27 protein-coding genes are annotated in these 22,749 nt (G+C 34.9%); 3 read left to right on the top strand and 24 right to left on the bottom strand.

Annotated features, from left to right (window positions below; all coding sequences use genetic code 11):
* The first annotated feature begins 27 nt into the window (after positions 1-27).
* Together V4762_RS02510 and V4762_RS02505 are read left to right on the top strand one after the other, a co-directional pair.
* The gene (locus V4762_RS02510; protein ID WP_347314193.1) at positions 28-489 is read left to right on the top strand and encodes an Lrp/AsnC family transcriptional regulator; all 462 of its coding nucleotides are present in this window, start codon (positions 28-30) and stop codon (positions 487-489) included.
* The gene (locus V4762_RS02505) at positions 479-1,096 is read left to right on the top strand and encodes a LysE family translocator (RefSeq protein WP_347314192.1); all 618 of its coding nucleotides are present in this window, start codon (positions 479-481) and stop codon (positions 1,094-1,096) included. Before V4762_RS02510 ends, V4762_RS02505 begins: the two co-directional genes overlap by 11 nt.
* Here the strand turns inward: V4762_RS02505 and V4762_RS02500 are convergent, their stop codons facing one another.
* The 21 genes from V4762_RS02500 to V4762_RS02405 all read right to left on the bottom strand — a co-directional run bounded on the left by V4762_RS02500 (position 1,097) and on the right by V4762_RS02405 (position 19,473).
* Complete coding sequence (locus tag V4762_RS02500) at positions 1,097-1,408, bottom strand: hypothetical protein (protein WP_347314191.1); 312 nt, start codon at positions 1,406-1,408, stop codon at positions 1,097-1,099. It lies immediately after the preceding gene.
* A gap of 83 nt (positions 1,409-1,491) precedes the next feature.
* Entirely contained in the window at positions 1,492-2,874 is a 1,383-nt protein-coding gene (locus tag V4762_RS02495) for a cobyrinate a,c-diamide synthase (protein ID WP_347314190.1), read from the bottom strand.
* Positions 2,874-3,068 carry an ATP-binding protein gene (locus V4762_RS10035; protein ID WP_458646932.1) on the bottom strand — a complete coding sequence of 65 codons (195 nt, stop codon included), beginning with the start codon at positions 3,066-3,068 and terminating at the stop codon, positions 2,874-2,876. The genes V4762_RS02495 and V4762_RS10035 overlap by 1 nt, the downstream gene beginning before the upstream one ends.
* A gap of 13 nt (positions 3,069-3,081) precedes the next feature.
* Positions 3,082-3,498 (bottom strand): Holliday junction resolvase RuvX, encoded by a 417-nt coding sequence (ruvX, locus tag V4762_RS02490; protein ID WP_347314189.1) that lies wholly within the window; start codon positions 3,496-3,498, stop codon positions 3,082-3,084.
* Positions 3,479-4,084 (bottom strand): tetratricopeptide repeat protein, encoded by a 606-nt coding sequence (locus V4762_RS02485; protein ID WP_347314188.1) that lies wholly within the window; start codon positions 4,082-4,084, stop codon positions 3,479-3,481. The genes ruvX and V4762_RS02485 overlap by 20 nt, the downstream gene beginning before the upstream one ends.
* Positions 4,085-4,122: 38 nt before the next feature.
* Positions 4,123-5,574, bottom strand: coding sequence for an Asp-tRNA(Asn)/Glu-tRNA(Gln) amidotransferase subunit GatB (gatB, locus tag V4762_RS02480; RefSeq protein ID WP_347314187.1), 1,452 nt, complete (start codon positions 5,572-5,574; stop codon positions 4,123-4,125).
* Between the two features lie 4 nt (positions 5,575-5,578).
* A complete protein-coding gene (gene gatA / locus V4762_RS02475; RefSeq protein WP_347314186.1) occupies positions 5,579-7,027 on the bottom strand; it encodes an Asp-tRNA(Asn)/Glu-tRNA(Gln) amidotransferase subunit GatA in 1,449 nt (482 codons plus the stop codon).
* Positions 7,017-7,316: an Asp-tRNA(Asn)/Glu-tRNA(Gln) amidotransferase subunit GatC gene (gatC, locus tag V4762_RS02470; protein WP_347314185.1), complete on the bottom strand. Its 300-nt coding sequence runs from the start codon at positions 7,314-7,316 to the stop codon at positions 7,017-7,019. Before gatC ends, gatA begins: the two co-directional genes overlap by 11 nt.
* 33 nt (positions 7,317-7,349) lie before the next feature.
* Positions 7,350-8,153, bottom strand: coding sequence for a lipid II flippase family protein (locus V4762_RS02465; RefSeq protein ID WP_347314184.1), 804 nt, complete (start codon positions 8,151-8,153; stop codon positions 7,350-7,352).
* Positions 8,154-8,645: a 5-(carboxyamino)imidazole ribonucleotide mutase gene (purE, locus tag V4762_RS02460; protein ID WP_347314183.1), complete on the bottom strand. Its 492-nt coding sequence runs from the start codon at positions 8,643-8,645 to the stop codon at positions 8,154-8,156.
* Positions 8,642-9,874 (bottom strand): phosphoribosylamine--glycine ligase, encoded by a 1,233-nt coding sequence (gene purD, locus V4762_RS02455; RefSeq protein ID WP_347314182.1) that lies wholly within the window; start codon positions 9,872-9,874, stop codon positions 8,642-8,644. The genes purE and purD overlap by 4 nt, the downstream gene beginning before the upstream one ends.
* An 80-nt stretch (positions 9,875-9,954) precedes the next feature.
* Positions 9,955-11,451 carry a bifunctional phosphoribosylaminoimidazolecarboxamide formyltransferase/IMP cyclohydrolase gene (gene purH, locus V4762_RS02450; protein WP_347314181.1) on the bottom strand — a complete coding sequence of 499 codons (1,497 nt, stop codon included), beginning with the start codon at positions 11,449-11,451 and terminating at the stop codon, positions 9,955-9,957.
* A 29-nt stretch (positions 11,452-11,480) separates the two neighbouring features.
* Entirely contained in the window at positions 11,481-12,083 is a 603-nt protein-coding gene (purN, locus tag V4762_RS02445) for a phosphoribosylglycinamide formyltransferase (protein WP_347314180.1), read from the bottom strand.
* A complete protein-coding gene (purM, locus tag V4762_RS02440) occupies positions 12,076-13,095 on the bottom strand; it encodes a phosphoribosylformylglycinamidine cyclo-ligase (RefSeq protein WP_347314179.1) in 1,020 nt (339 codons plus the stop codon). The genes purN and purM overlap by 8 nt, the downstream gene beginning before the upstream one ends.
* An 80-nt stretch (positions 13,096-13,175) precedes the next feature.
* Complete coding sequence (purF, locus tag V4762_RS02435; RefSeq protein ID WP_347314178.1) at positions 13,176-14,561, bottom strand: amidophosphoribosyltransferase; 1,386 nt, start codon at positions 14,559-14,561, stop codon at positions 13,176-13,178.
* 2 nt (positions 14,562-14,563) lie between these two features.
* Positions 14,564-15,271 (bottom strand): 1-(5-phosphoribosyl)-5-[(5-phosphoribosylamino)methylideneamino]imidazole-4-carboxamide isomerase, encoded by a 708-nt coding sequence (locus V4762_RS02430; protein WP_347314177.1) that lies wholly within the window; start codon positions 15,269-15,271, stop codon positions 14,564-14,566.
* A 170-nt stretch (positions 15,272-15,441) separates the two neighbouring features.
* The gene (hisH, locus tag V4762_RS02425; protein WP_347314176.1) at positions 15,442-16,056 is read right to left on the bottom strand and encodes an imidazole glycerol phosphate synthase subunit HisH; all 615 of its coding nucleotides are present in this window, start codon (positions 16,054-16,056) and stop codon (positions 15,442-15,444) included.
* Positions 16,056-16,667, bottom strand: a complete 612-nt coding sequence (gene hisB / locus V4762_RS02420; RefSeq protein ID WP_347314175.1) for an imidazoleglycerol-phosphate dehydratase HisB — start codon at positions 16,665-16,667, stop codon at positions 16,056-16,058. Before hisB ends, hisH begins: the two co-directional genes overlap by 1 nt.
* A 104-nt stretch (positions 16,668-16,771) precedes the next feature.
* The gene (locus V4762_RS02415) at positions 16,772-17,581 is read right to left on the bottom strand and encodes an HAD family hydrolase (RefSeq protein ID WP_347314174.1); all 810 of its coding nucleotides are present in this window, start codon (positions 17,579-17,581) and stop codon (positions 16,772-16,774) included.
* Positions 17,574-18,623 (bottom strand): histidinol-phosphate transaminase, encoded by a 1,050-nt coding sequence (gene hisC, locus V4762_RS02410; RefSeq protein ID WP_347314173.1) that lies wholly within the window; start codon positions 18,621-18,623, stop codon positions 17,574-17,576. Before hisC ends, V4762_RS02415 begins: the two co-directional genes overlap by 8 nt.
* Positions 18,610-19,473, bottom strand: a complete 864-nt coding sequence (locus V4762_RS02405; RefSeq protein ID WP_347314172.1) for a bifunctional 5,10-methylenetetrahydrofolate dehydrogenase/5,10-methenyltetrahydrofolate cyclohydrolase — start codon at positions 19,471-19,473, stop codon at positions 18,610-18,612. The genes hisC and V4762_RS02405 overlap by 14 nt, the downstream gene beginning before the upstream one ends.
* A 96-nt stretch (positions 19,474-19,569) precedes the next feature.
* Here V4762_RS02405 and aroH point away from each other — a divergent pair, with 96 nt between their 5' ends.
* Positions 19,570-19,953, top strand: a complete 384-nt coding sequence (gene aroH / locus V4762_RS02400; protein ID WP_347314171.1) for a chorismate mutase — start codon at positions 19,570-19,572, stop codon at positions 19,951-19,953.
* Positions 19,954-19,980: 27 nt separating this feature from the next.
* Here the strand turns inward: aroH and V4762_RS02395 are convergent, their stop codons facing one another.
* The 3 genes from V4762_RS02395 to V4762_RS02385 are packed head-to-tail and all read right to left on the bottom strand — an operon-like array spanning position 19,981 to position 22,698.
* Entirely contained in the window at positions 19,981-20,904 is a 924-nt protein-coding gene (locus tag V4762_RS02395; protein WP_347314170.1) for a bifunctional riboflavin kinase/FAD synthetase, read from the bottom strand.
* A complete protein-coding gene (gene truB, locus V4762_RS02390; RefSeq protein WP_347314169.1) occupies positions 20,901-21,809 on the bottom strand; it encodes a tRNA pseudouridine(55) synthase TruB in 909 nt (302 codons plus the stop codon). Before truB ends, V4762_RS02395 begins: the two co-directional genes overlap by 4 nt.
* On the bottom strand, positions 21,799-22,698 hold the full coding sequence (locus V4762_RS02385; RefSeq protein ID WP_347314213.1) for a DHH family phosphoesterase: 900 nt from the start codon (positions 22,696-22,698) through the stop codon (positions 21,799-21,801). Before V4762_RS02385 ends, truB begins: the two co-directional genes overlap by 11 nt.
* Between the last annotated feature and the right edge of the window lie 51 nt (positions 22,699-22,749).

Here is a 22,749-nt window from a genome sequence, read left to right as displayed (position 1 = left end):
ATAATACTTATGATTATGAGGTTTTTTATGTTAGATAACATTGATTTAAAAGTTATAAGGGAGCTAATGTCAAATGCCCGTTCATCCTGGTCCCAGTTAGGAAGTTTGTTAAATATGTCACCTCCCGCAGCAGCAGAGAGGGTTCATAAATTGGAAATTTCAGGGGTTATAAAGGGATATTCAGCAATAATCGATCCCAATATGGTTGGATTGGGATTAACAGCTTTGATATTTATCACAATAGAAAATCCCGAAGGAAGAGCCTACTTTTTACAAAAAACTAAAACTATACCAGAGATCTTAGAGTGTTATCATATTACTGGAGACGCTGACTACATGGTTAAGATCCGCTGTTCAAATACAAATGATTTAGAAAAAATTATCAGCAACGAACTTAAATCTATAGCTGGTATAAAAACAAAAACAATGGTAGTTCTATCAACCGTAAAAGAAGTCTCATCGCTTCCAGTTAATGTAAATGTTGTCTAATCTGTCTTTCTTAACTAAAGGGTTTTTTATAGGAATTTCAGTTGCAGCCCCAATTGGACCGATAAGCATACTCTGCATAAAAAGAACCTTATCAAATGGGCTCTCAAATGGTCTTATATCAGGATTGGGAGCTGCAACTGCTGACAGTGCATATTCTTTTTTAGCGATAATTGGCATCTCAAAAATATCAAAATGGCTCCTTGACAGTCAATATATTATTCACTTAGTAGGGGGGATATTTTTAATCTATCTTGGTTATACTATTTTTAAATCAATACCAGTAAAGGATTCAAAAAAAGAATCACGCATAGGATTTATTAGCTCATACTTATCAACTCTTTTTTTAACAGTAATCAATCCAATGACAATATTATCATTTGGGGCTATCTTTGCAGGGGTCGGTTTGTTCAATAACAATATAGAATTTAGCTATTCAATATTTCCAACTATCGGAGTTTTTTTAGGCTCAACTTTTTGGTGGATAATTCTTTGTTCAACAACAAACTTAATGCGCGAAAAGTTAAGTCAAAATAATCTCGTTCTTGTAAACAAGCTCTCAGCCCTGGTAATTTTGGGCTTTGGAATAATTAGTCTGATATCAATCTAACTACTTTTCGATAACTTCCGAATCACAATATTCGTTTGAGTTAATATCTCCAGCAAGCAAATTAAAGCGCCTGGCAATTGAAAAAGAAACCTTCTCCAATAGAGCTAGAAAATATTTTACGAAGAGATCTTTAGTAAAAACTACTGATAAAACAATCAAAATCCAAAAAACACAGCTTAAAGTCCCCCAACCAAAAGAATCAAACCTTCTCATAGCAAAAAATAAACTAAATAGAAAAAACACAATATACACAAACGATGCAGGTAGCATAAGCTTTCTTCCTGTCTTTACAAAATGTTCTTTGCGGTCCAAGACCCTCCACCTCCAAAAAAAATCATATAATATTATACACTAAATTTAATATCTTAAAAACAAGAAAAGTCAATCGTCTTGCTCTACTTAGAAATACATGCAGACTTTAGCAAATCGGCTATAAAATCTTTAAAACCTAATGGATGAATGTGAAGATATGATGCCATAACCCTTTTATACACCACGCCATCGAGTTTATTCATTATGCCATTTCCCCTAAGAACTTTCATAGAAAATTTAATATCTTCACTTCTATTCATAGATACGCTGCTATGGTGAAATTCATGTCCTCTAATCCTTGTCCTTTTTGGGAAAAATGGATTCTCTTCAAATACCTCAACCTCTTCATAACCATGTCCCACAGGTTTTTTATCCATATGAATGCCAAATGGCAAGAGCCCAACCATATTATATTTATTACCGTCGTTTTCAATAAAATCAGATAAATACATTAACCCGCCGCATTCAGCATAAATTGGATTATTGTTCTCGCCAAAATCCTTAATAGATCTCCTTAGCGAATCATTTCCCTCAAGCTCTTTAGCAAAAACTTCAGGAAACCCTCCGCCAATATAAAGCACATCTATATCTGGAAGACGCTTATCCGTTAAAGAATTTATGATTTCTACTTTTGCACCTGACATTTTCAAAAAATCAAATACTTCAGGGTAATAAAATGAAAAAGATATATCCTGTAAAATACCAATCTTAACGTCAGACAAAAGATCGTATCCAGTTAGATTATCAATAAGCTTACTGATTGGTTCTACAGGATCTTTGGCTATATCGAAAAACAAATCCCAATTCATATGTTCATCTACAGCATCAGCAAATCTGTCAATTACAGAATTTAGTTCCAATCTTTCTTTAGCAGGTATTAGCCCTAAATGTCTATCTGGAATGGACAATCGTTTGTCATCCTTAGGGAAAGAGGCTAAGACATCTGGTAAATTATAGTGTTCCAATGCATTGATAATTAAGTTTTTCTGCCTGTCTCTTGCAACTTTATTTAGTATTACGCCCTTTATATCTATTTCTTTATCGAATTCGACATAGCCCTTTATAAGTGCGGCACAACTTCTTGTTATTCTCTGAACAGGCATAACAAAGAGAATAGGACTATCAATTATTTTTGCAATTTCAGCAGTTGAACCCGTACCCAAATAGTCAATTCCGTCATAGAGTCCCATTGCCCCCTCTATTATTGAAATATCTGCATCAGAAGAGTTTCTGATGAAAGAATCTAAAATTGTTTCTTTATCCATCATAAATAAATCTAAATTTCTGCATGATCTTCCCGAAGACATAGAAAGCCAGCTAGGATCTATAAAATCAGGCCCTTTTTTAAAAGTTTGAACTGTGTATCCTTTTCTTGAAAGCGCACGAGTTAGTCCTATTGAAAAGGATGTTTTGCCAGATCGGCCAAATGGAGCGGAAATTAAAATTTTTTTAAAATTTTTCTTCACTAAGATAAAACCTCAATCGCATTATTTTTACATACTTTTTCGCATTTTTTACAAGCATCGCACCTTGACAGGTCAACAAATATTGGCCTAAAAAAACCATTGAGATAGATTACACCCCTAGGACACTCTAAAGAACACCTACCACACATATTACACTTTTCAGGCAAGAAGGATATAGATTTTAAAAAATCCATAGACTATATTAATTTAACCCAAGTTCTTTGCAACATTTGCTTTGTGTTCCAGATATGACTTCAAAATAATCGAACTAGCAATCTCATGAACTTTATTTTTATCTTTGTTGCCAAGAATCTCCTGAAGTTTTAGTGCCTCCTTAGAAGAATATCTTTCGTCAAAGAGGAAAACGCCAACTCCCAAAGTTTCCAATTTTCTCTTAACCTTAAGAATTGACTTAGATGAAGCAGAAGCTACATCTGTCCTTATAGGGTCTCCAAGAACTATTGCCTGTATGCCTTTTTCTTCTATTATTTTTTTAATTTTAATTAAGTCTTCCTTCCAGGTGTTTCTTGTAATTGAACCCATTGGAAAAACAATCTTTTCATCAGGATCGCTTATGCTTAATCCCAGATGGCTAACTCCCCAATCAATTCCCAAATATCTCAAGATTGCTATCTCTCGAATAAATATCTTTAATGTGATTTTTAACAACTTTATATTGATCAGTTAAACCAGCTAGATTCAAGAATCTCGCATAGCTCTTCAAAACACCAACGCTATTTGGATCTATTGACAGTGCCTTTTGATAAGCATAATTAGCGCTATTATAATCATTTCTCAATTCATAATCTTTAGCCATATAATACCAACTATAAATATCAAGGGGATCTTTATCAATACAAATACTCAGTGCGCCAATGCTTTGGGCCCAATTGCCTTGCAAGTAATACTTTATTCCCTCAGCAAGAAAATATTCTCTTGAATTCATTAAAGAGACTGGAGTCGATTCTAAGGTTCTCTCAATCAACGATTCATCTAAGCTAAGAGCAGCCGATCTTAGATTGATTTTTAACACGTTATCGCTGTTGTCTTTAAAAGAACTAGAATATTCAAGTGAGCTTTTGTAAAGACCGCTATTATTTATAGTCTCAAGAATATATTCGTGTGTCCTATCCCCCCAATTTGCAAAGGATCTCCCGCAAAAAAATATAGTAATGCATACAAACATTAGAACAATTTTTTTGTAAGACACTTTATGATCCTCCTTTATAATAATACAAAATAAATCTACTATTCCTTGGGGCTTAACTCATTCAAAATTTCATTAATTATTTTATTAGACATCTCTGGAGAAGCCTTACCCTTAGTCTCCCTCATCAGTTGACCGACAAGAAATCCTACTGCATTCTTTTTTCCCTTAAGAAAGTCTTGGACAGCTTTTGGATTTTCTTCTACGATCCTTTTAGCAGTATCGATCAAGAATCCCTCATCAGAAATCTGTTTAATCCCAAGCTTTTCAATAATATTTCTTGGAGACTCAATCATTTCGAAAACCTTTTCAACAACTTCCTTCGCTTGTCTAATGCTTATTATTTTCTCATCAATAAGATCGAGAATTTCTTTTAGATAGAGCGGGGTAAAAACATTACTATCAGGTTCTATTTTTTTCTCGTTCCAAAAATAAGTTAAGTCACCCAGTATCCACTTTACAGCCTCTTTAGGGGAGCACTTACATTTCACACACTCATCAAAAAAGTTGGCTAATTTCAAATCAAAAATAAGTGTGGAGGCATCATTTTTACCAATACCTAACTCTTCAATAAACCTAAAATATTTTTTCAATGGAAGTTCGGGCAAGTTGCACGATATGCTCATAACTTCTTCATCGGTAATAACTACAGGCAAGAGATCTGGTTCAGGAAAATATCTATAATCGTGAGCTTCCTCTTTCGTTCTCAGAGAATGAGTTGTACTATCACGTTCATCAAAATGTCTTGTCTCTTGAATTATAATTCCACCAGAACTTATAACATGTGACTGCCTGTTAATTTCAAATTCTAATGCCTTTTCAAGAGATTTCAAAGAGTTCATATTTTTAATTTCGACTTTAGTTCCAAGAGTACCATCAGGATTTTTTAGGGATATATTTGCGTCACAGCGCATAGATCCTTCTTCCATATTTCCATCTGAAACGTCAAGGTACCTCAAGAGATTCCTGAGCTCGAACATAAAAAGTCTAGCCTCTTTTGGAGACGAAATATCAGGCTCAGTAACGATCTCCATCAGAGGTGTACCAGCTCTGTTATAGTCCACCATGCTCTGCTCTGATTCCATTATATCGCCTGTGTGTATTAGTTTTCCAGTATCTTCTTCAAGATGGATTCTATGAATTCTTACCTTTCTAAGCTCATCATCACAGAAAAATTCAAGATATCCATTCCTGCAAAAGGGCAAATCATATTGTGAAATCTGATAATTTTTGGGCATATCGGGATAAAAATATTGTTTTCTATCAAATTTGGAATATCTAGAAATTGTACAATTAAGAGCTAAACCACTCATAACGGTATATGTAACTGCCTTCTTGTTGGAGACAGGAAGAGAGCCAGGCAGAGCCATACATACAGGGCACACGTTAGAATTTGGTTTATCGCCAAAAGATGTCCTACAGCCACAAAACATCTTTGTGTTTGTTTTCAATTGAGCATGAATCTCCAAACCAATTACGACATTATTATTCATAAATCTATCTACCTCCCAATAGAGAAGGCTCAGCCTCAAAATTTATAATTGATTCAATCTTACTTGCAAAATTTAGAACATCGTTATCGTTAAAGGGTTTACCAATAATTTGCAATCCGATAGGAAGACCTTTTTTATCAAGACCAACTGGAATAGAAATTCCAGGGAGCCCTGCAAGGTTTACGGGGATGGTAGCTATATCAGATAAATACATTGAAAGTGGATCGTTCGTCTTATCACCTTTTTTAAAAGCAGTTGTCGGGGAAGTTGGACATATTAAGCAGTCATACTCTCCAAAGGCTTTCTCAAAATCATTGACTATAAGAGTTCTAACTTTTGATGCCTTTAAATAGTATGCATCGTAATAGCCGCTCGAAAGAGCATAGGTTCCCAACATTATTCTTCTTTTTACCTCACTACCAAAACCACGCCCTCTTGTTTGAAGGAAGGTCTCAATAATATCCTTGCCTTCCACCCTCAGTCCATATCTCACACCATCAAATCTTGCAAGGTTTGAGCTAGCCTCAGAAGTGGCTACTAGGTAGTAAACTGGCAGTGAGTACTGTAGATGCGGAAGAGAACAAAAATCAACTTTGCAGCCCTCTGATTTAAGAAGTCTTATAACGTTGTTCAAAGAATCCAAAACTTCAGAATCAAACCCCTCTGTTTCATAAAGTTCTTTGACAATACCTATCTTATATTCTTTTATATTCTTATCTACCGGAGAAAATACGTAAGGATGAGAAGTGGAATCCATTTCGTCTTTTCCGCTAATCACAGAAAAAGCAGCCTCTACATCCTTCACTTTTGTAGCAAAAGGTCCTATCTGATCAAGAGATGATGCAAAAGCCACTAAACCATATCTTGATACAGTGCCATAAGTTGGCTTAAATCCTACTACACCACAAAAAGAGGCAGGCTGTCTTATAGAGCCACCAGTATCTGAACCTGTAGCAAGCGGGACAAATCTCGCTGCAACAGCAGATGCCGATCCTCCTGAGCTTCCTCCAGGAACCCTATCTATGTCCCATGGGTTTGAGGTAGTGAAGAATGCGGAATTTTCAGTGGAAGAACCCATAGCAAATTCATCTAGGTTGGTTTTTCCAACAACAATTGCACCTGCATCAATCAACCTTTGGACAGCCGTAGCGGTATATATCGGAGTAAAAGGTTCAAGAATTTTAGAGCTGCAAGTGGTTTTGAAACCATTGACACACATATTATCCTTTATTGCCACTGGCACTCCCCATAAAGGTTTTGAATCAATTTCGTCAAAGCTCAGGGATTCAACGCTTTTGTAAGCATATTCTTCCATTAAAGTAACAAAAGAATTTATCTTTGGTTCATAAAGTTTTATATTACTGAAAACATAATCTAATACTTCTCTTGGGCTAACACTCTTATTTTTATAACCCTTAATTAGTTGGCCAATTGTAAATTTTTTAGTTTCCATTTTTTTCCTCCACAATTCTGGGAACTAAAAAGTAGGTCGTAGCGCTACTTGGGGCATTCGACAGAATATCATCCACAGAAAAGGACTCTTTCACGATATCTTCTCTAAATATATTATTTATGGGAAAGGGGTGAAAAGTAGGAGCCACATTATCGGTATTTACGTCGTTTAATGTAATAAAATAGTTCAAAATATTGCCAAGATCCTCTTTAAGCTTGTCTACTTCATCATCTTTTAGTTCCAATCTTGCTAGATTGGCTACATGCAGTATTGTCTCCCTATCAATCAAGACTCTCCTCCTTAAAAAGTTATTAATATAAATTTATTTATGTAAAAAAGTCGTTACACTCATTATATACCAGGTTGCTGGCAAAAATATTATCTGAGCCAGAACAAGAGATCCCAATACTCTTGTGAATAGCAGCAAATAAACCATTGACTCGACATTATTATATGTTCTTCTTTTATGCAGCGCATCATCGGTAATCAAAGCAGCAGTAGGATCTACGACAAAGGCCATCAATATAGTAGCTACGCCATTTACAATTCCCGAAAGCTGAGTAGCTGTCACCCTGTAAGCAGCCAGATGAGCTCCAGCAAATAGAGATGACATTACCCCAACTGTATATACTGCAACAACAATTATATTAAAAAATATAAAACTTTTCGGTATCTTATGGAAATCAAATTCTTCAAATCTTTTTAAAAATTTTACACTTGATAAGTCTTTATAAATTAACTTTAAATTTTTAAACCTCAGCAATTTGAGTAGTGCCATTGGCACAGAACCAGTTTCATCAAACCAAAGAATTATTCTCGAAAAAAAAGCTATAGAATATGGCATAAGTACTATTGCCAGAACGTCTCCCAATGCTCCACAAAATATAACAGTTCTAAAATTAAATCCTAATCTGTCAATATTTCCTGTTAAAACAGCGGTATCAACTAATACCCCTAAAAGTGGTGCCTGAAACATATTTGACATCCTTGATATTAAAGCGATGATGTTGTAAAAAGATATGGAAGTAGTTATTTTACCAGTCCTTAGACCAGCTAAGCGCAAAGATGATGCAGTAGCCTCTGAAAGGTGAATAGAAAAATCAAAAAGCATTATTAAAAAGAGCAATTAAAGATCCTTTAATTTCTCTTGAAGAACCTTGTTTTGTTCATGAATGTTTTTCTTCATATCTTCTGTATTTTTTAAAACCTTACTCTTTATATCAGGATATTTTATTGCAAGAATTCTCATAGCAAGATAAATTGCATTTTTAACGTTTCCAAGCCCAACTGTTGCAACAGGCACCCCTGACGGCATTTGGACTATAGAAAACATCGAATCCATGCCTGAGACTGGGGAATTAGCAAGAGGAACTCCTATAACAGGCAAAGTTGTTACCGCAGCTAAGACGCCCGGCAGATGAGCAGCAAGGCCTGCAACAGCTATAATAACCTCTACGCCCCTACTCTCAGCTTTTTTTGCCCATTCTATTGTTTCTTCAGTATTTCTGTGAGCAGAGCTCACTACCAGTTCAAATTTTAAATTAAATTTTTTAAGTTCTTTGATTGCTGGAATGATAGTTTCATAATCGTTGTAACTTCCTATTACTATTGAAATCATAAACCGATATCCCTCCTAAAATACATTCCTTCAAAATTAATATATCTAACCAAGCTATAAGCCTTTTCTCTTGCCTTCTCAAAGGTTTCTCCCATGCCTACCACGTTCAAAACTCTGCCAGAAGAAGTTAAGAGATCATTATTGTCTCTTTTTACCCCTGCGAAGAAAATTGCAGTATCTTCATCTTCAAATACTTTTTTATCAATATCAATCTTTTTATCAGTTTCAGGGTTATCAGGATATCCTCTGGCAGCAAGAACAACTGATAGTGCTTTTTTACTTGAAATTTTTGGTTCAGGTATTTGTTCGTTTTTAGCTATAGCATACAAAAGTTCAGACAAATTAAGAATCCTTGGTATAAGCACTTGGGTTTCTGGATCACCAAATCTACAGTTAAACTCAAGAATCGATGGCCCATTTTTCGTTAACATTATGCCAAAATATAAAACGCCCTGATAAGCAATTTTTTCATTCTTTAAAGCATTAATAGTGGGTATAATTATATCATTTTCAATTTTGTTAACCTGAAAATCGGGCAGATCGTCAACAGGAGAATAAGACCCCATACCACCCGTATTCGGTCCTTCATCAAAATCATTTAGTCTCTTGTAATCTCTTGCATTATCTAAAACAACATATCCTTTGTCATTTATTAACACAAATACAGAAAGTTCCTTGCCTGTCAGACATTTTTCTACAAGTATGTATTTAGAAGCTTCTGGAAAGTTTTTTTTAAGAAAAGTCACTGCGTTATTAGCCTCTTCTTTATCATCTACAACTACTACTCCTTTGCCAGATGCAAGACCATCTGCCTTTATGACCACCGGATATTTGCAATGATCAAAATATTTATTCAATGATTCCTCATCTTCATAGAAGACGAAATCTGCTGTTGGCAAATTATTTCTCTTCATAAAAGATTTTGCAAAAACCTTGCTGCCTTCTAATTTTGCCGCTTCAGCACCAGGACCAAAAACATAAAAACCTTTTGATCTCAAAAAATCAGAAACTCCTTCAGTAAGAGGTTTTTCTGGACCTATAACTATCATGTCCACGCCTACTACTTTACAAAAGGATTCTATGTCATCCTTTGCAAGGATCTTGTTTATCCAATTTAGGGATGTACCACCATTTCCTGGAGAAAGAAAGACATCCTTTCCTTCTTTTTTAAGTCTCCAGGCAATTGCATGTTCCCTTGCGCCGCTTCCTATAACTAAAATTGAACCCACATATACCTCCTAATTGATAAGTTATGCTATTAAAATCTTTTAAATATCGATCTAAAGATATGAAACTTAAACATTATGTTTTAGTGATAGAAATGTCTTCTGTGAGTAAAGATCATGGGTATTCCCAATCTATTTGCTTCTTCAATAACCTCTTCATCTCTCCTAGAGCCGCCTGGTTGAATAATTGCCTTAATGCCATATTCACCTGCAAGGGTCACTGAATCTTTAAACGGGAAAAAGCCATCAGAAGCAAGACTTGAACCAGCAGATTTATCCATAGCTCTCATACCTGCAATCTTTACAGACATCACTCTACTTGTCTGTCCTGCACCAGAACCAACCAATTGGCCGTCTTTAGCAAAAACAATAGAATTAGACTTAAAGTTTTTACACAATTTCCATGCAAATATCAAATCTTTCATAGTTTTTTCATCGGGTTTTACCTCTGTCACTACTTCAAAATTGTCCATTTTAAGGAAGTCTTCCGTTTGTAGTAAGAAGCCAGCACCAATTTGTTTTATGTTAAAATTCCAGTTGGTTCTCTTTGTAGACCCTCTTAAAATCCTAAGATTCCTCTTTTCTCGCAAAATTTCTAAAGCCTTTTCGCTAAAGTCATTAGCATATATCACTTCATAAAAGTTTTTATAAATCTCTCTTGCAAGAACTTCATCCACATCCCCATTTATAGCTAAAATGCCACCAAAAGCTGATTCTTTATCTCCCTCATAAGCCTTGGCATAGCTAGTTAAAAGATCATCTGCAACGGCGAATCCGCAAGCTTGGTTATGCTTTATAACCACTATCGCCTTTTCATCTATAAAATCGTTTAGAAAGCGCAGGGCGGCGTCTATGTCTACAATATTGTTAAAAGAAAGCTCTTTGCCGCTTAGAAATTCAGCATCAAGGGGATATCCATCCTCGGTCTTGTAAAGAAAGGCTTTCTGATGAGGATTTTCGCCATATCTAAGACTCTGAATCCTTTTACCAGTGAGAGTAAACTGCTCTTGAAACAGGTCATCAGAAAAATATGCTGCTATATGAGAGTCATAAGAAGCTGTATGCTGAAAAGCTTTAGCAGCAAGATATTTTCTATATTCAAGTGTCATTGTATTGTTTCTTAAAAGTTCAATAGTCTTGTTGTAATCATTTGGATCAATCAAAACGAGAACATCTTTATAATTTTTTGCAGCAGCCCTTATAAGAGCAACCCCTCCAACATCAATCATTTCAATTATTTCTTCTATAGGTGCCCCTCTATTCATAGTTTCTAAAAATGGATAAAGATTTACAACAACCACATCAATGGTGTCTAAATTCTTTATTTGTTGTATGTGATTTGGATTGTCTCTTTGAGCTAAAATGCCACCAAAAATAATTGGATGAAGAGTTTTTACCCTACCACCCAGAATCTCAGGAAAGTGTGTATACTCAGAAACTTCAATCACAGGAAAGTCAAAAGATTTAAGATATTTTGCAGTACCACCTGTAGAAAGTAAACCAAATCCTAACTTGTTTAGCTCCTTAGCAAATTCTTCAATTCCACTTTTATTGTAAACACTTATCAAGGCTCTTTGCATATTGACCTCCCTAAAGTTTATTATATATATTATATATTCTTAATTTTTACCTTTCTTCCATCAATTATTAACCTATTTTGAGCAAATAATGAAACAGCAAAAGGGTAAATCTTGTGTTCTTCTTCTAAGATTCTCGAAGACAGGCTCTCTTCACTATCATCTTCAAGTACACATACGGCAGACTGCAAAATTATTGGCCCAGTATCGGTCCCAGTATCTACAAAATGAACGGTGCATCCGCTAACCTTAACACCATATTCGAGAGCTTGATTGTGAGCGTGAAGTCCAGGAAAAGATGGCAACAATGAAGGATGTATATTCATTGTTCTCCACTTAAAATGCTCTACAAATTCAGCGCCCAAAATTCTCATAAAACCAGCTAAAACGACCAACTCTACGCTGTAGGAATCTAAAACGTTAATTATTTCTCTTTCAAAATCTTCTTTATTGCCAAAATTTTTTCTATCGATAACTTTATAAGGAATATTCAAGTCCTTTGCTATTTCAATAGCCTTTGCATCAGATTTATCAACCACCAATAAAACTATCTCAACATTTTCAGCTTTTTGGGCTATAGCTTTAAAATTCGATCCTCTGCCTGAAGCTAAAACCCCAACTTTAAGTCTATGCAAATTCAACTCTCCTCTCATCAGAGGCAACAATTTTACCTATAATCTTAGCATTTGAACCCAAAGACTTTAAAATTTCTTCCACATTAGCGGGGTTTACGACTAATATCATTCCTATTCCCATATTAAAAACCTTATACATTTCATCTTCACTTACACCGTATTCTGAAATCCACTTGAAAATCCAGGGTATATCGAAATCCCTTTTTACCACTGCCTTTAGATTCTTAGGCAAAATCCTTATTAAGTTGCCTTCTATACCACCTCCAGTAATATGTGCAAGTCCATTAATCAAACCCTTTTCGATAAAGGGAAAAACATCAGAATAATAAACTTTTGTAGGTTTTAGAAGCTCCCTTGCCAAACTGATACCTTTAGGGGTGTTGGTCTTCAATATATCAACTTTGTTTTCTTTAACTATCTTTCTTATCAATGAAAATCCATTGCTGTGGACTCCATTCGAAGATAACCCTATTAATATATTGCCAGATTTAATATTTTTTGGCAAAAGAGAGGCTCTTTTTACCACCCCTACTACAAATCCAGAGAGATCCCAATCACCTTTTTTATAAAGATCTGGCATTTCAGCAGTCTCTCCGCCCAATAGTACACCGCCAGTAGGTTTTAATGCCTCTACTATAGAAGAAACAATTTCAAGAGCAATTTTATTGTCCAACTTTGAACAGGCAATATAATCTAAAAAGAACAAAGGCTTCCCGCCATGTACCAATATGTCGTTTACGTTCATAGCCACCAGATCTTGTCCGATACCATTCCAAATATTGGCCTTTTTTGCCACCAAAACCTTAGTCCCTACTCCATCACAAGATGACAATAAGACAAAGTCAGAGCCAAAATTATCAAGTGGGTAAGAACCTGCAAAACCATCTCCTAAATTTTCTGAAAATGAACCAAAGGCTTTATTGGTTATTTTCTTTATTTCTTCAATAAACTTGTTTGCACTATCAATATTGACTCCAGATTTTGCATATGTAAATTCATTTTCCGACATCATACGCCTCCTCACAGTTTAAAACCAACCAATTATGATTGTTTTTGAAAAGTAAAATTTTTACCAAAAAAGTTATAAATACATTACTTTTCATTTTTCTCAAGCGCATATTTTTCTCTCACTTCCTCACTCGGTATATAAGTGGGATAATCAGCTCCAAAACATGCCAAACAGGGATAATCAATACCAATGGCCTCAACAGTGCTTTTTCTTGAAAGATATGCCAGGCTGTTTACTCCCAAAAAATCTCTGATTTGCTCTAGATTCATCTTGCTTGCCAAAAGCTCTCCTCTTGATGCCGTATCAATACCATAAAAACATGGGTGGCTCACCATTGGCGAGCTCACTCTAAAGTGAATCTCTTTGGGTTCACATTCCCATAACATTTTAACAATCTCCTTGCTTGTTGTGCCTCGTACAATAGAATCATCCACAACCACAACCCTTTTTCCTCTTACCAATTCTGATATAGGGTTTAACTTTAAACGAACACCCCTTTCTCTTAAATCCTTTGTAGGTTGGATAAAGGTTCTTCCCACATACCTGTTTTTTATAAAAACTTCATTGAAAGGTATTTTACACTTTTGGGCAAAACCAATCGCAGCGGGAGTACCCGAGTCTGGGACACTTACAACAATATCGGCATCAACTGGAGACTCTTCAGCCAAAAGCTCACCAAATTTTTTCCTAACTTCATAAAGTCTCTTCCCTGAAACCACTGAGTCAGGTCTTGCAAAGTATATATATTCAAAGGAGCACAGAAAGTTACCTTTTGGCTCCAATATTTGTTCTATCTCATAACCATTTTTATGAATTCTTACCATCTCTCCTGGCCCAATCTCCTTGATAAACTTTGCTCCGATAATATCAAAAGCACAAGTTTCAGAAGACACAACGTATCCGTCCTCATAAGAACCCATACAAAGCGGTCGAAAGCCCCAAGGGTCTCTAATAGCATATATCTCTTCTTCAGTCAAAAATACCAAAGAGTATGCTCCGATAAACCTGTTGCACACGTCGGCAAGGGTCGATTTAAAATCACTTTTAAAGTTGTTTGCTATTATGTGACCCATAAGCTCTGTATCAGAAGATGTGTGCGGTGAGATGCCCAAATTAGAAACTTGTTCCCTTAGCTCTTTGATATTTACAATGTTTCCGTTATGAGCCAAAGCAAATGTTCCGCCCTTATATCTCATTTTCAGCGGTTGAGCATTTTCTATATTTGGTCTTCCAGTAGTAGAATATCTAACGTGACCAAGTGCAGCATAACCATATAACTCTTGAAGCTCTCTTTCCGAAAATGCAGATGACACTAAACCCATAGAACGTTGTATCATCATACTTGTACCATCAGTTGCAGCTATTCCGCAACTTTCCTGTCCTCTATGCTGAAGAGAGTACAACGCAAAATATGTATGCTTTGCTACATCTCTCTTAGCGGGACAAAGAATTCCAAATATACCACACATAGTTAAACTACCTTTCCGTCAAAAAATTTTATATGACCTTCCATCCATGCTTTACCTATTACAGCACCGTTAAAACCTATATCCTCAAGGGTTTGAACGTGTTCTTTCTTGGATATGCCGCCAGCGCCAATCAAATTGTGTTTTGGGAATATATTTCTAATACTCTCAAATAGCTCCAATGAAGGGTTAGAAAGAGTTCCGTCTCTATTTATGTCTGTAACCAAAAAACCCAGATTATTTCTATTAACGAACTTATTTTGCAAGTCTTTTAATTCTATAGAAATTGAAGAAGTCCATCCATGAAAACAAAGTTTCGCATCTCTGAAATCTAAAGAAATTAGAATTTTGTTTCCAAAGTCTCTTAAAATTGCTTCAAGAGTCTCTTCATCGGTAAATGCAACCGTACCAATGATAATTCTATCTGCTCCCAACTTTACCAAATCCTTAACGTCTTCGTATCTTCTTACCCCTCCTCCCCATTGAACAACAAAACCTTTTGATTTAGCCATTTCCAGAACGTTAAAGGCAGTAAATCTGCCAATTTTAGAGGCCTCCAGATCAATTATATGAACAAAACCTATTCCAGAAGACTTTAGCTTATCAAGAAATTCTTCAGCGTCTCCATATACCTTCACCTTATCAAAATCACCCTGATAAAGTCTGACCACTTTATCATGATATATGTCAATTGCAGGCACTATTTCAAACATTAATCCTCCTCATCACATTTCTCAACACTATATGCCAAAAAATATTATAATAACGCCTTTAAATTTTCCAAAATATTTAGTAATTTATATTTTCGCTGCAAGCATGTTACGTATATAAAAATCATTGGCAAACCTTGGTACAGTCTTTTATAATCAATCTATAAATAATCTTAAAACTTTGTAGATCTCAAAAAATTATCCAAAAGTTTCAGCCCCCAACGACCACTTTTCTCGGGATGAAACTGGCATGCAAACACATTATCTTTTTCAATAACACATGCAAACTTCTTATCGTCATACTCAGAGAAAGCCTTTTTACAAGAAAGATCAAGAACTTCAGGATAATATGAGTGAACAAAATAAAAAGAAGAGGCATCAGGAATATCTTCAAAAAATCTGAATTCTGCAGTATTGAAAACCTGATTCCAACCCAAATGCGGCTTTATAAATTCTGGGCCAAACTCCACAACCTTACCAGAAATAATCTTTAAGCCTTCAGTAAAGCCATACTCATCGGAATAGTCAAAAAGCAATTGCAACCCTAAGCAAATTCCGAAAAAGGGTTTGTTTTCTGATATAAATTCCTTGAGGGAATCCCATAGATTCACCTCTTTAAGAGACCTATATGCCTGCGCAAAAGAACCCTGTCCAGGAAAGATTATAGCATCAACCTTTTTTAGCTCTTCAGGACTCCAAACCTCTTTAAAATCGTATCCAAGATATTTTATTGCCTTAAACACACTGCCTAAGTTACCTCCGCCTTTATAGCACAATACTCCTATCATTAGATGCACCCCTTAACAGAAGGAATAGATTCAGAATTCGTTAGCGACAGAGCATCTTTTAGACACAGAGCAAACGATTTAAAACAAGCCTCTGCAATATGATGGCTATTAAAGCCAGATAATTTTTTTAAATGAAGATTAATTTTTAAATTCATTGCAAGAGAATTAAAGAAAACTTCAACAAGCTCTGTATTGAACTTCCCAATCATTTCACATTCAAAGTCAACGTCATATGAAAAATAAGATCTCCCAGAAATATCAATAGCACACAAGACCAAAGCATCATCCATTGGCAAAATCTTATCAGAAAATCTTTTTATGCCAGCTTTATTTCCTAAAGCTTTCAAAATCGCCTCTCCAATAACAATCCCCACATCTTCAATACTATGGTGGTAATCGACAAACAAGTCTCCATTACATTTTAGCTTCATATCGATATTAGAGTGTCTTGAAAGAGTGCTAAGCATGTGATCGAAAAAACCAATGCCAGTCTGAATTGAGCTATCACCAATACCATCTAAATTTATCTCCAATTCGATATCGGTTTCATTAGTTTTCCTTTTTACGCTTGAGGCCCTGATTATTTTTTTCACACTTGCTTCATCGCTCATCCAAAAAACCTACCTCTCTCTTGTTTGTTAAACAAATAATTATATACTCTAAAATCAAACTCAACTTGAATAGCTCCTACTAACTTCTTAGCATATCAGATACTTTAAGTAATACTATCTAAATATACTCTTACATCCTGAAACATTTTGGCAAAGGAAAGGTTTTTCACGCTTTCAAAAAGCTGGTTTGAATAAGTGCCAGTTTCAACTCCAATGAATTCTACAGGCAAATCATTTTCGCGCGCTCTCTTAACCAATTCAAGGTCATCAAGGGTATCACCCACGTAAATCATTTTTGAACAATTATTTATTATAAACATCTTTTCTAGAGGGGTAGGATCGGGTTTCTTAAAACCGCTATCGTCAGTAAAATAAAATTCTTTCAATGGCATCAAGTTAACTGCTCTCAAGGCCACCTCAGCTTCTTTAAAACACCTGCCAGAATAAATTCCTATATTTTCTAAGTTTAAAGAGTAATTACAAAAATTTATTACTGGCTTTTCTTGATAAATAAACCCTTTAAATAAAACAAACTTTGGCTTCTCTCCATACATCTCAAAAAAAAGTTTCTCGCCTAAATAGTATTCTTGAAATATTCTCTTAACAAACTCAAAAGTTATTTCTATCTTTGGTAAGATGTTATCTTTCTTAAAATGATTTTTTAGAATTGCCAAAAGTTCATTATCGTCAAACTTTTCGTAAGCCCAACTAATCGTTAAAAGAGCAAAAGTTAAGTCCCAATCGTTATTATAACCGCCTAATGACTTTAAAAAACTTATATGGTCAATATTACATTTTGCAGGTTTATTATACATCGTCCTAACAAACTCAAAAGTTTTAATTGTAGATTCAACAAAAGAACCATTGGTCTGTATTAGGACTCCGTCTATATCAAAAACTATAAAGTTACTCATTTATTATTTTACCTAGCTCCTTTAATAAAACATCAGTATCAGATTTAAACCCTGCTGAAATTCTTATATGATTAGGCAAATATGGAAAATATCTAACTAAAATTTTTCTCTCTTTAAGCCTCTCAACAATATTTTTAGTTGGCTTGTTAAAATTTGCCAATAAAAAGTTGGCTTCAGTTGGATATACTTGAATATTCATCTCTCTTAAGCCTTCATAAATTCTCTTTATCTCAACGTTAATAGCCTCAATATTTGGAATAAATAAATTGCTATTCTTTAGAATAATATTTCCAGCTATCTGGGAAAAATGAGACAACAAATATGGCAATCTAACCTTTTCAACCTCATCAATAAGCGATTTGTCTCCAAAAGCAAAACCCATCCTTATTCCAGCACCCGAAAAAGCTTTTGATAGAGTTCTCAGTATTAAAACATTTGGATAAGATCTAAATTTGTCGACAAAGCTCTTTTTACTAAACTCACAATATACTTCATCAATCAATATAATTCCATCTGTGCTATTAATTATTTCTTCTATATCCTCACTCGGAAAACAGTTTCCTGTTGGGTTATTTGGATTGCATAAAATAACTATGGATGGTTTTTTCTCTTTTATAAAATTTATTGTTTTCTCTAAGGGCAAAGTAAAGTCCTCATTTAAAGGAATTTCAATATATTCGAGTCCTAAATTTCTCGATGCTATCCGATAAGTAGGAAATGTCGGCCAAAAAGAAAGAATGGGCCCATTATTTAAAGCAAAAGCCATGATAACGTTTTGTATTACCTCATCACAGCCATTTCCCACAGTAACCTCTTCGGATCTGATCTTGCCGATATAACCTGTAAAAGCTTCTTTAACAGAACCGCACCATGCATCTGGATATTGATTAAGTCGCAGATTGGAAAAGGCGCTAATTATTTCTTCTTTTATTTGTAAGGGTAAATTAAAAGGGCTTTCATTTCTATCAAGCCTTATAGCGTCATCTACTTCTACTGGCCTATACGGTTCTACCTTTAAAAGATCTTCTCTAAACAACGTCATCTTTTATACCTGCTTGAACAGATGCCGCCTGAATAACATTTTCCATTAAAGACATTATAGTAAGAGGCCCCACTCCTCCTGGTACAGGAGTAAGGTAGCCCGCCACGTCTACTACATCATCAAAGTCCACATCTCCCACAATCTTGCCTTCCAGTCTGGATATGCCCACGTCTACCACAACTGCACCTTTTTTCACATATTCTCTGTTGACCATTTTTGCTCTTCCAGTGGCAACAATTAATATATCTGCATCTTTACAAACAGCCTTTAAATCCTTTGTTTTCGAGTGAACAATCGTTGGAGTTACATTCTCATGCAAAAGCATTAGGAAAATTGGAAGTCCTACAAGCTGACTCCTCCCAAGGACCACGGCCTTCTTGCCAACCATGTCTATCTTATATTCTTTTAACAGGTGAATTATTCCACTAGGGGTGCACGGCCTCAAACCGGGCAAATTTTTATATAACAAGCCGCATGAAAAAACATTTAGACCATCAACATCTTTTTCTGGGCTTACTAAAGACAAAACTTTCTCCTTATCAATGCCTTTTGGCAATGGGAGTTGGACTATTATTCCGTTTACTTCTTTATCCTGATTTAAATTGGAAACTCTATTTTGTATCTGTACTTGATCTAATCCCTCTTCTTCTAATAAAATAGGTCTTATTCCCAATTTTTCGCACATAGCTACCTTTTTCTTAACGTAAACCTTTGATCCCTCATCATCATTGAACCTTGCTACAGCAAGACAAACGTTAACGCCTTTGTTTTTAAGGTTCTGAACTCTCAATCTGTTTTTTTGCTCCCATTGACTAGCAACGTCCTTACCATTTAAGATAATTGCACTCAACTTTATCATCTCCAAATTTTTATGATACTTTATTATAAGGCAAAATAATATATTTTAAATTATCATAATAAAAAACTATGGGAAATGGGAGGAAAAATGAAAGAGGACAAAGAAAACTTAAGATTATTAGCAATTAGAGGAGCCACTACTCTATCAAAAGATGAACCCAATGAAATAATGGAAAAAACTATTGAACTTGTAAACAAGATGGTTGAAGAAAACAGTATAGAAGAAGAGGACATCGTTAATTTTATTATCTCAGTAACCCAGGATATTCATTCTGAATTTGCTGGAAAATTCCTTAGAATAAGGTTTCCTGAAACCCCTGTTTTCGGGGCTGTAGAGGCTAATGTTACAAACGCTCCTAAATTGTGCATAAGAATTCTTATTCAATGCTATAGTAAAAAAGGTAAATCCCAAGTAAATCATATTTTTCTTAATGAAGCCATGAAGTTAAGACCAGATCTTATAAAACAATAGAAAATATGTAACACTGGCGAACTGCCTTTATTCATTTTCCTTATGGCTTATATCTATAATTTTCTCTATATCCAATTTAATTTGTTTTTTAAGAGCAGCAATAGAATCAAACTTGACCTCATCTCGAATTTTAAATTTAAAATTGACAGTAACAACTTCCTGATAAAGGTTCCCATCAAAATCGATCAGGTGAACTTCAACTGTCCTCTTTTTTCCACCAATAGTCGGCTTGACTCCAATATTTAAGGCTCCTAAATATTTTTTCCCAGAGACTTCAACATCGGTCGAATAAACTCCTGATTGGGGTATTATCTTATAGTCAGGCAATCTAAGATTTGCGGTTGGAAAACCCAAAAATGTTCCTATGCGATCTCCGTGAACTACTTCTCCAGAAATAAAAAAATTCCAGCCCAGAAGCTTATTTGCTTCCTCAATTTTACCTGATATGATTTGTCTTCTAATCCTAGAACTTGAAATTGGCAACCCATCAAAAATATATAGGTCTGAAATATCTAAGCTAAACCCAAATTGTCTCCCCAAAGTTTTTAAAAGATTAACGTTTCCGCCCTTTCCGTGACCAAAATGAAAATTGTCACCTTCTATGATTGTATCAATTTTGAAATTACTACAAAGAAAGCTAATAAATTCTTCTGGAGAAAGCTTGGATAAAGATTCATCAAATTTCAGAACTATTACCTCGTCCACATGCTCTAGTAAAAGTCTTACTCTCTCTTCAATAATAGTAATTAAGGATAGATTTTCCATACTTTTAAAAAATATTCGTGGGTGGGGCTCGAAGGTTACAACGCTAATTATGTCATCATCATTTTTTTTCATTTTTTTAAGTTGACTAAATAACTTCTGATGACCAAGGTGCACTCCGTCAAAAGTACCAATAGTTAAAAATCTTGATCCTTTTTTATCTTCTTTTCTATAAATTCCCCTTATCATATAACTATCACCTTATTAGGTTTCCAAATTTTTTTGCTTCCATTATGTCTTTCAGCTAAACCCAAAAATGTACCAGAAGTACAAAATATTCTTAAAATATCCAAATTTTCAAAATCTTTATTAATCCAAATTTCACCGCCATTCACAAACTTTCTTGAATTATCATAGTTTAAAATTACGACGGGTATATGTGAGAGCATTTTATTTACAGAAGTCAAAATCTTAAAATACTCCTTTTTTGAAATTAAATATTCTAAATTTTCAAGGCTGAGGCTATCTTTAAGGAAAAAACTTCCTGATGCCTCTCTTAGCAAGTAGGTCATCGTCCCAATAGTCCCCAAACTTGATGCAATATCTTCACATAGAGATCTAACGTATGTCCCAAAAGAGCACACAACTTCAAACCAAAAAGAATTTTTATCACGCTTTATATACTGAAGCCTTTTAATATCTACATCCTTGTATCTCTCTGGAACAGCTTGGTTCGACCTTGCAAGCTCATAAAATCTTTTACCATCAACTTTAGCTGCAGAATATGAAGGTATTTTTTGTTTGTAATGTCCAATAAATTCAGAGCAAACAGATATCACTTTTTCATCAGAAAAAATAGGTGGGGTTTGAATATCTAAAACCTCGCCCTCCTGATCTCCAGTAGTCGTCTTGATCCCTAAAGTTAATTCGAAGAGATATTTTTTATCATTATTTTCCATAAACTCACAAAGTCTGGTAGCCTTACCTATTGCCATTGGCAAAACGCCAACAGCACAAGGATCTAAGGTTCCTAAGTGACCAACTTTTATATCAATATCCAGAATGTCCTTAAACATTTTTTTTACTGTATCAACTATTTCAAAAGAACTTCTCGACTTGTCTTTGAATATATTTAAAAAACCGTTAATCGCCAAATACCTCTTTTTTCGTATAAAGTAAAACTAAATCTACAATTTCATCAAATTTCCCTTCAATAATAGCACCAGAAGCCTCTGGATGCCCGCCTCCACCAAAATGTTCTGCAATAAGGTGAAGTTTCCCTGTATTTTTACCTCTAAAGCTCATTTTTACTTTACCAGGCTGATCTTCTCTGAAGACGATAGAAACCTTGCAGTCTTTTATCCTCCTTAGCCACTCAATTAAACCTTTCGTGACATCGGGTTCTAATGAAAATTCTACATAATCATTATACGATATAGGTAACCAGGAGATTCCATCAGAAGCCTTTAATCTAGACAACAGAAAACCCATTTTTGCTATGCTATTGGCGTCTCTCTCATAATATTGCATAACAAGGTTCATGTCAGCACCCAATTCGATCAACTTTCCAGCAGTTTGCAAACATTTTTTGTTAGTATTCGTATAATAAAAACCACCTGTATCATAGTGCAAAGCCAGATACAAATAAGTGGCAACAACACTACTTACCCTACAGTCCATCTTCTCCATAACATCAAAAACCAAAACCGCAGTAGCACTAGCTGTAGTGTCCACATAAATATCAGAGTCAAAATATGGACCATGATGATGATCAATAATGAAAGAGTGCTCGTACTTAGAAAAAAGCTCTTCATAGGGCTTGCCAATTCTCTTTAAAGAAGATGCATCAAGCAAGATAGCAACCCTTGATGGGTCAAATTTATCAAGAGAATAAGTATTTTCCATCCCTGGAAAACCCAACACGCTGTTTGGAGTTTTATAAGGCTTTATAAATCTTACATCTTTGCCAATTGATTTCAAGAAAAAATACATCGCAAGGCTAGACCCTATAGCATCTCCATCAGGCTCAAGATGTGTGTATATATCAAAAGAATTATAACTATCTAGAAATTTTAATATTCTTTCTGGAATATT

The sequence above is a fragment of the Thermodesulfobium sp. 4217-1 genome (genome assembly GCF_039822205.1).
In the GTDB taxonomy this organism is placed as follows: Bacteria; Thermodesulfobiota; Thermodesulfobiia; order Thermodesulfobiales; family Thermodesulfobiaceae; genus Thermodesulfobium.
Note: the sequence above shows the minus strand (reverse complement) of the source record. Positions and strands in the feature narration are given on the sequence as shown.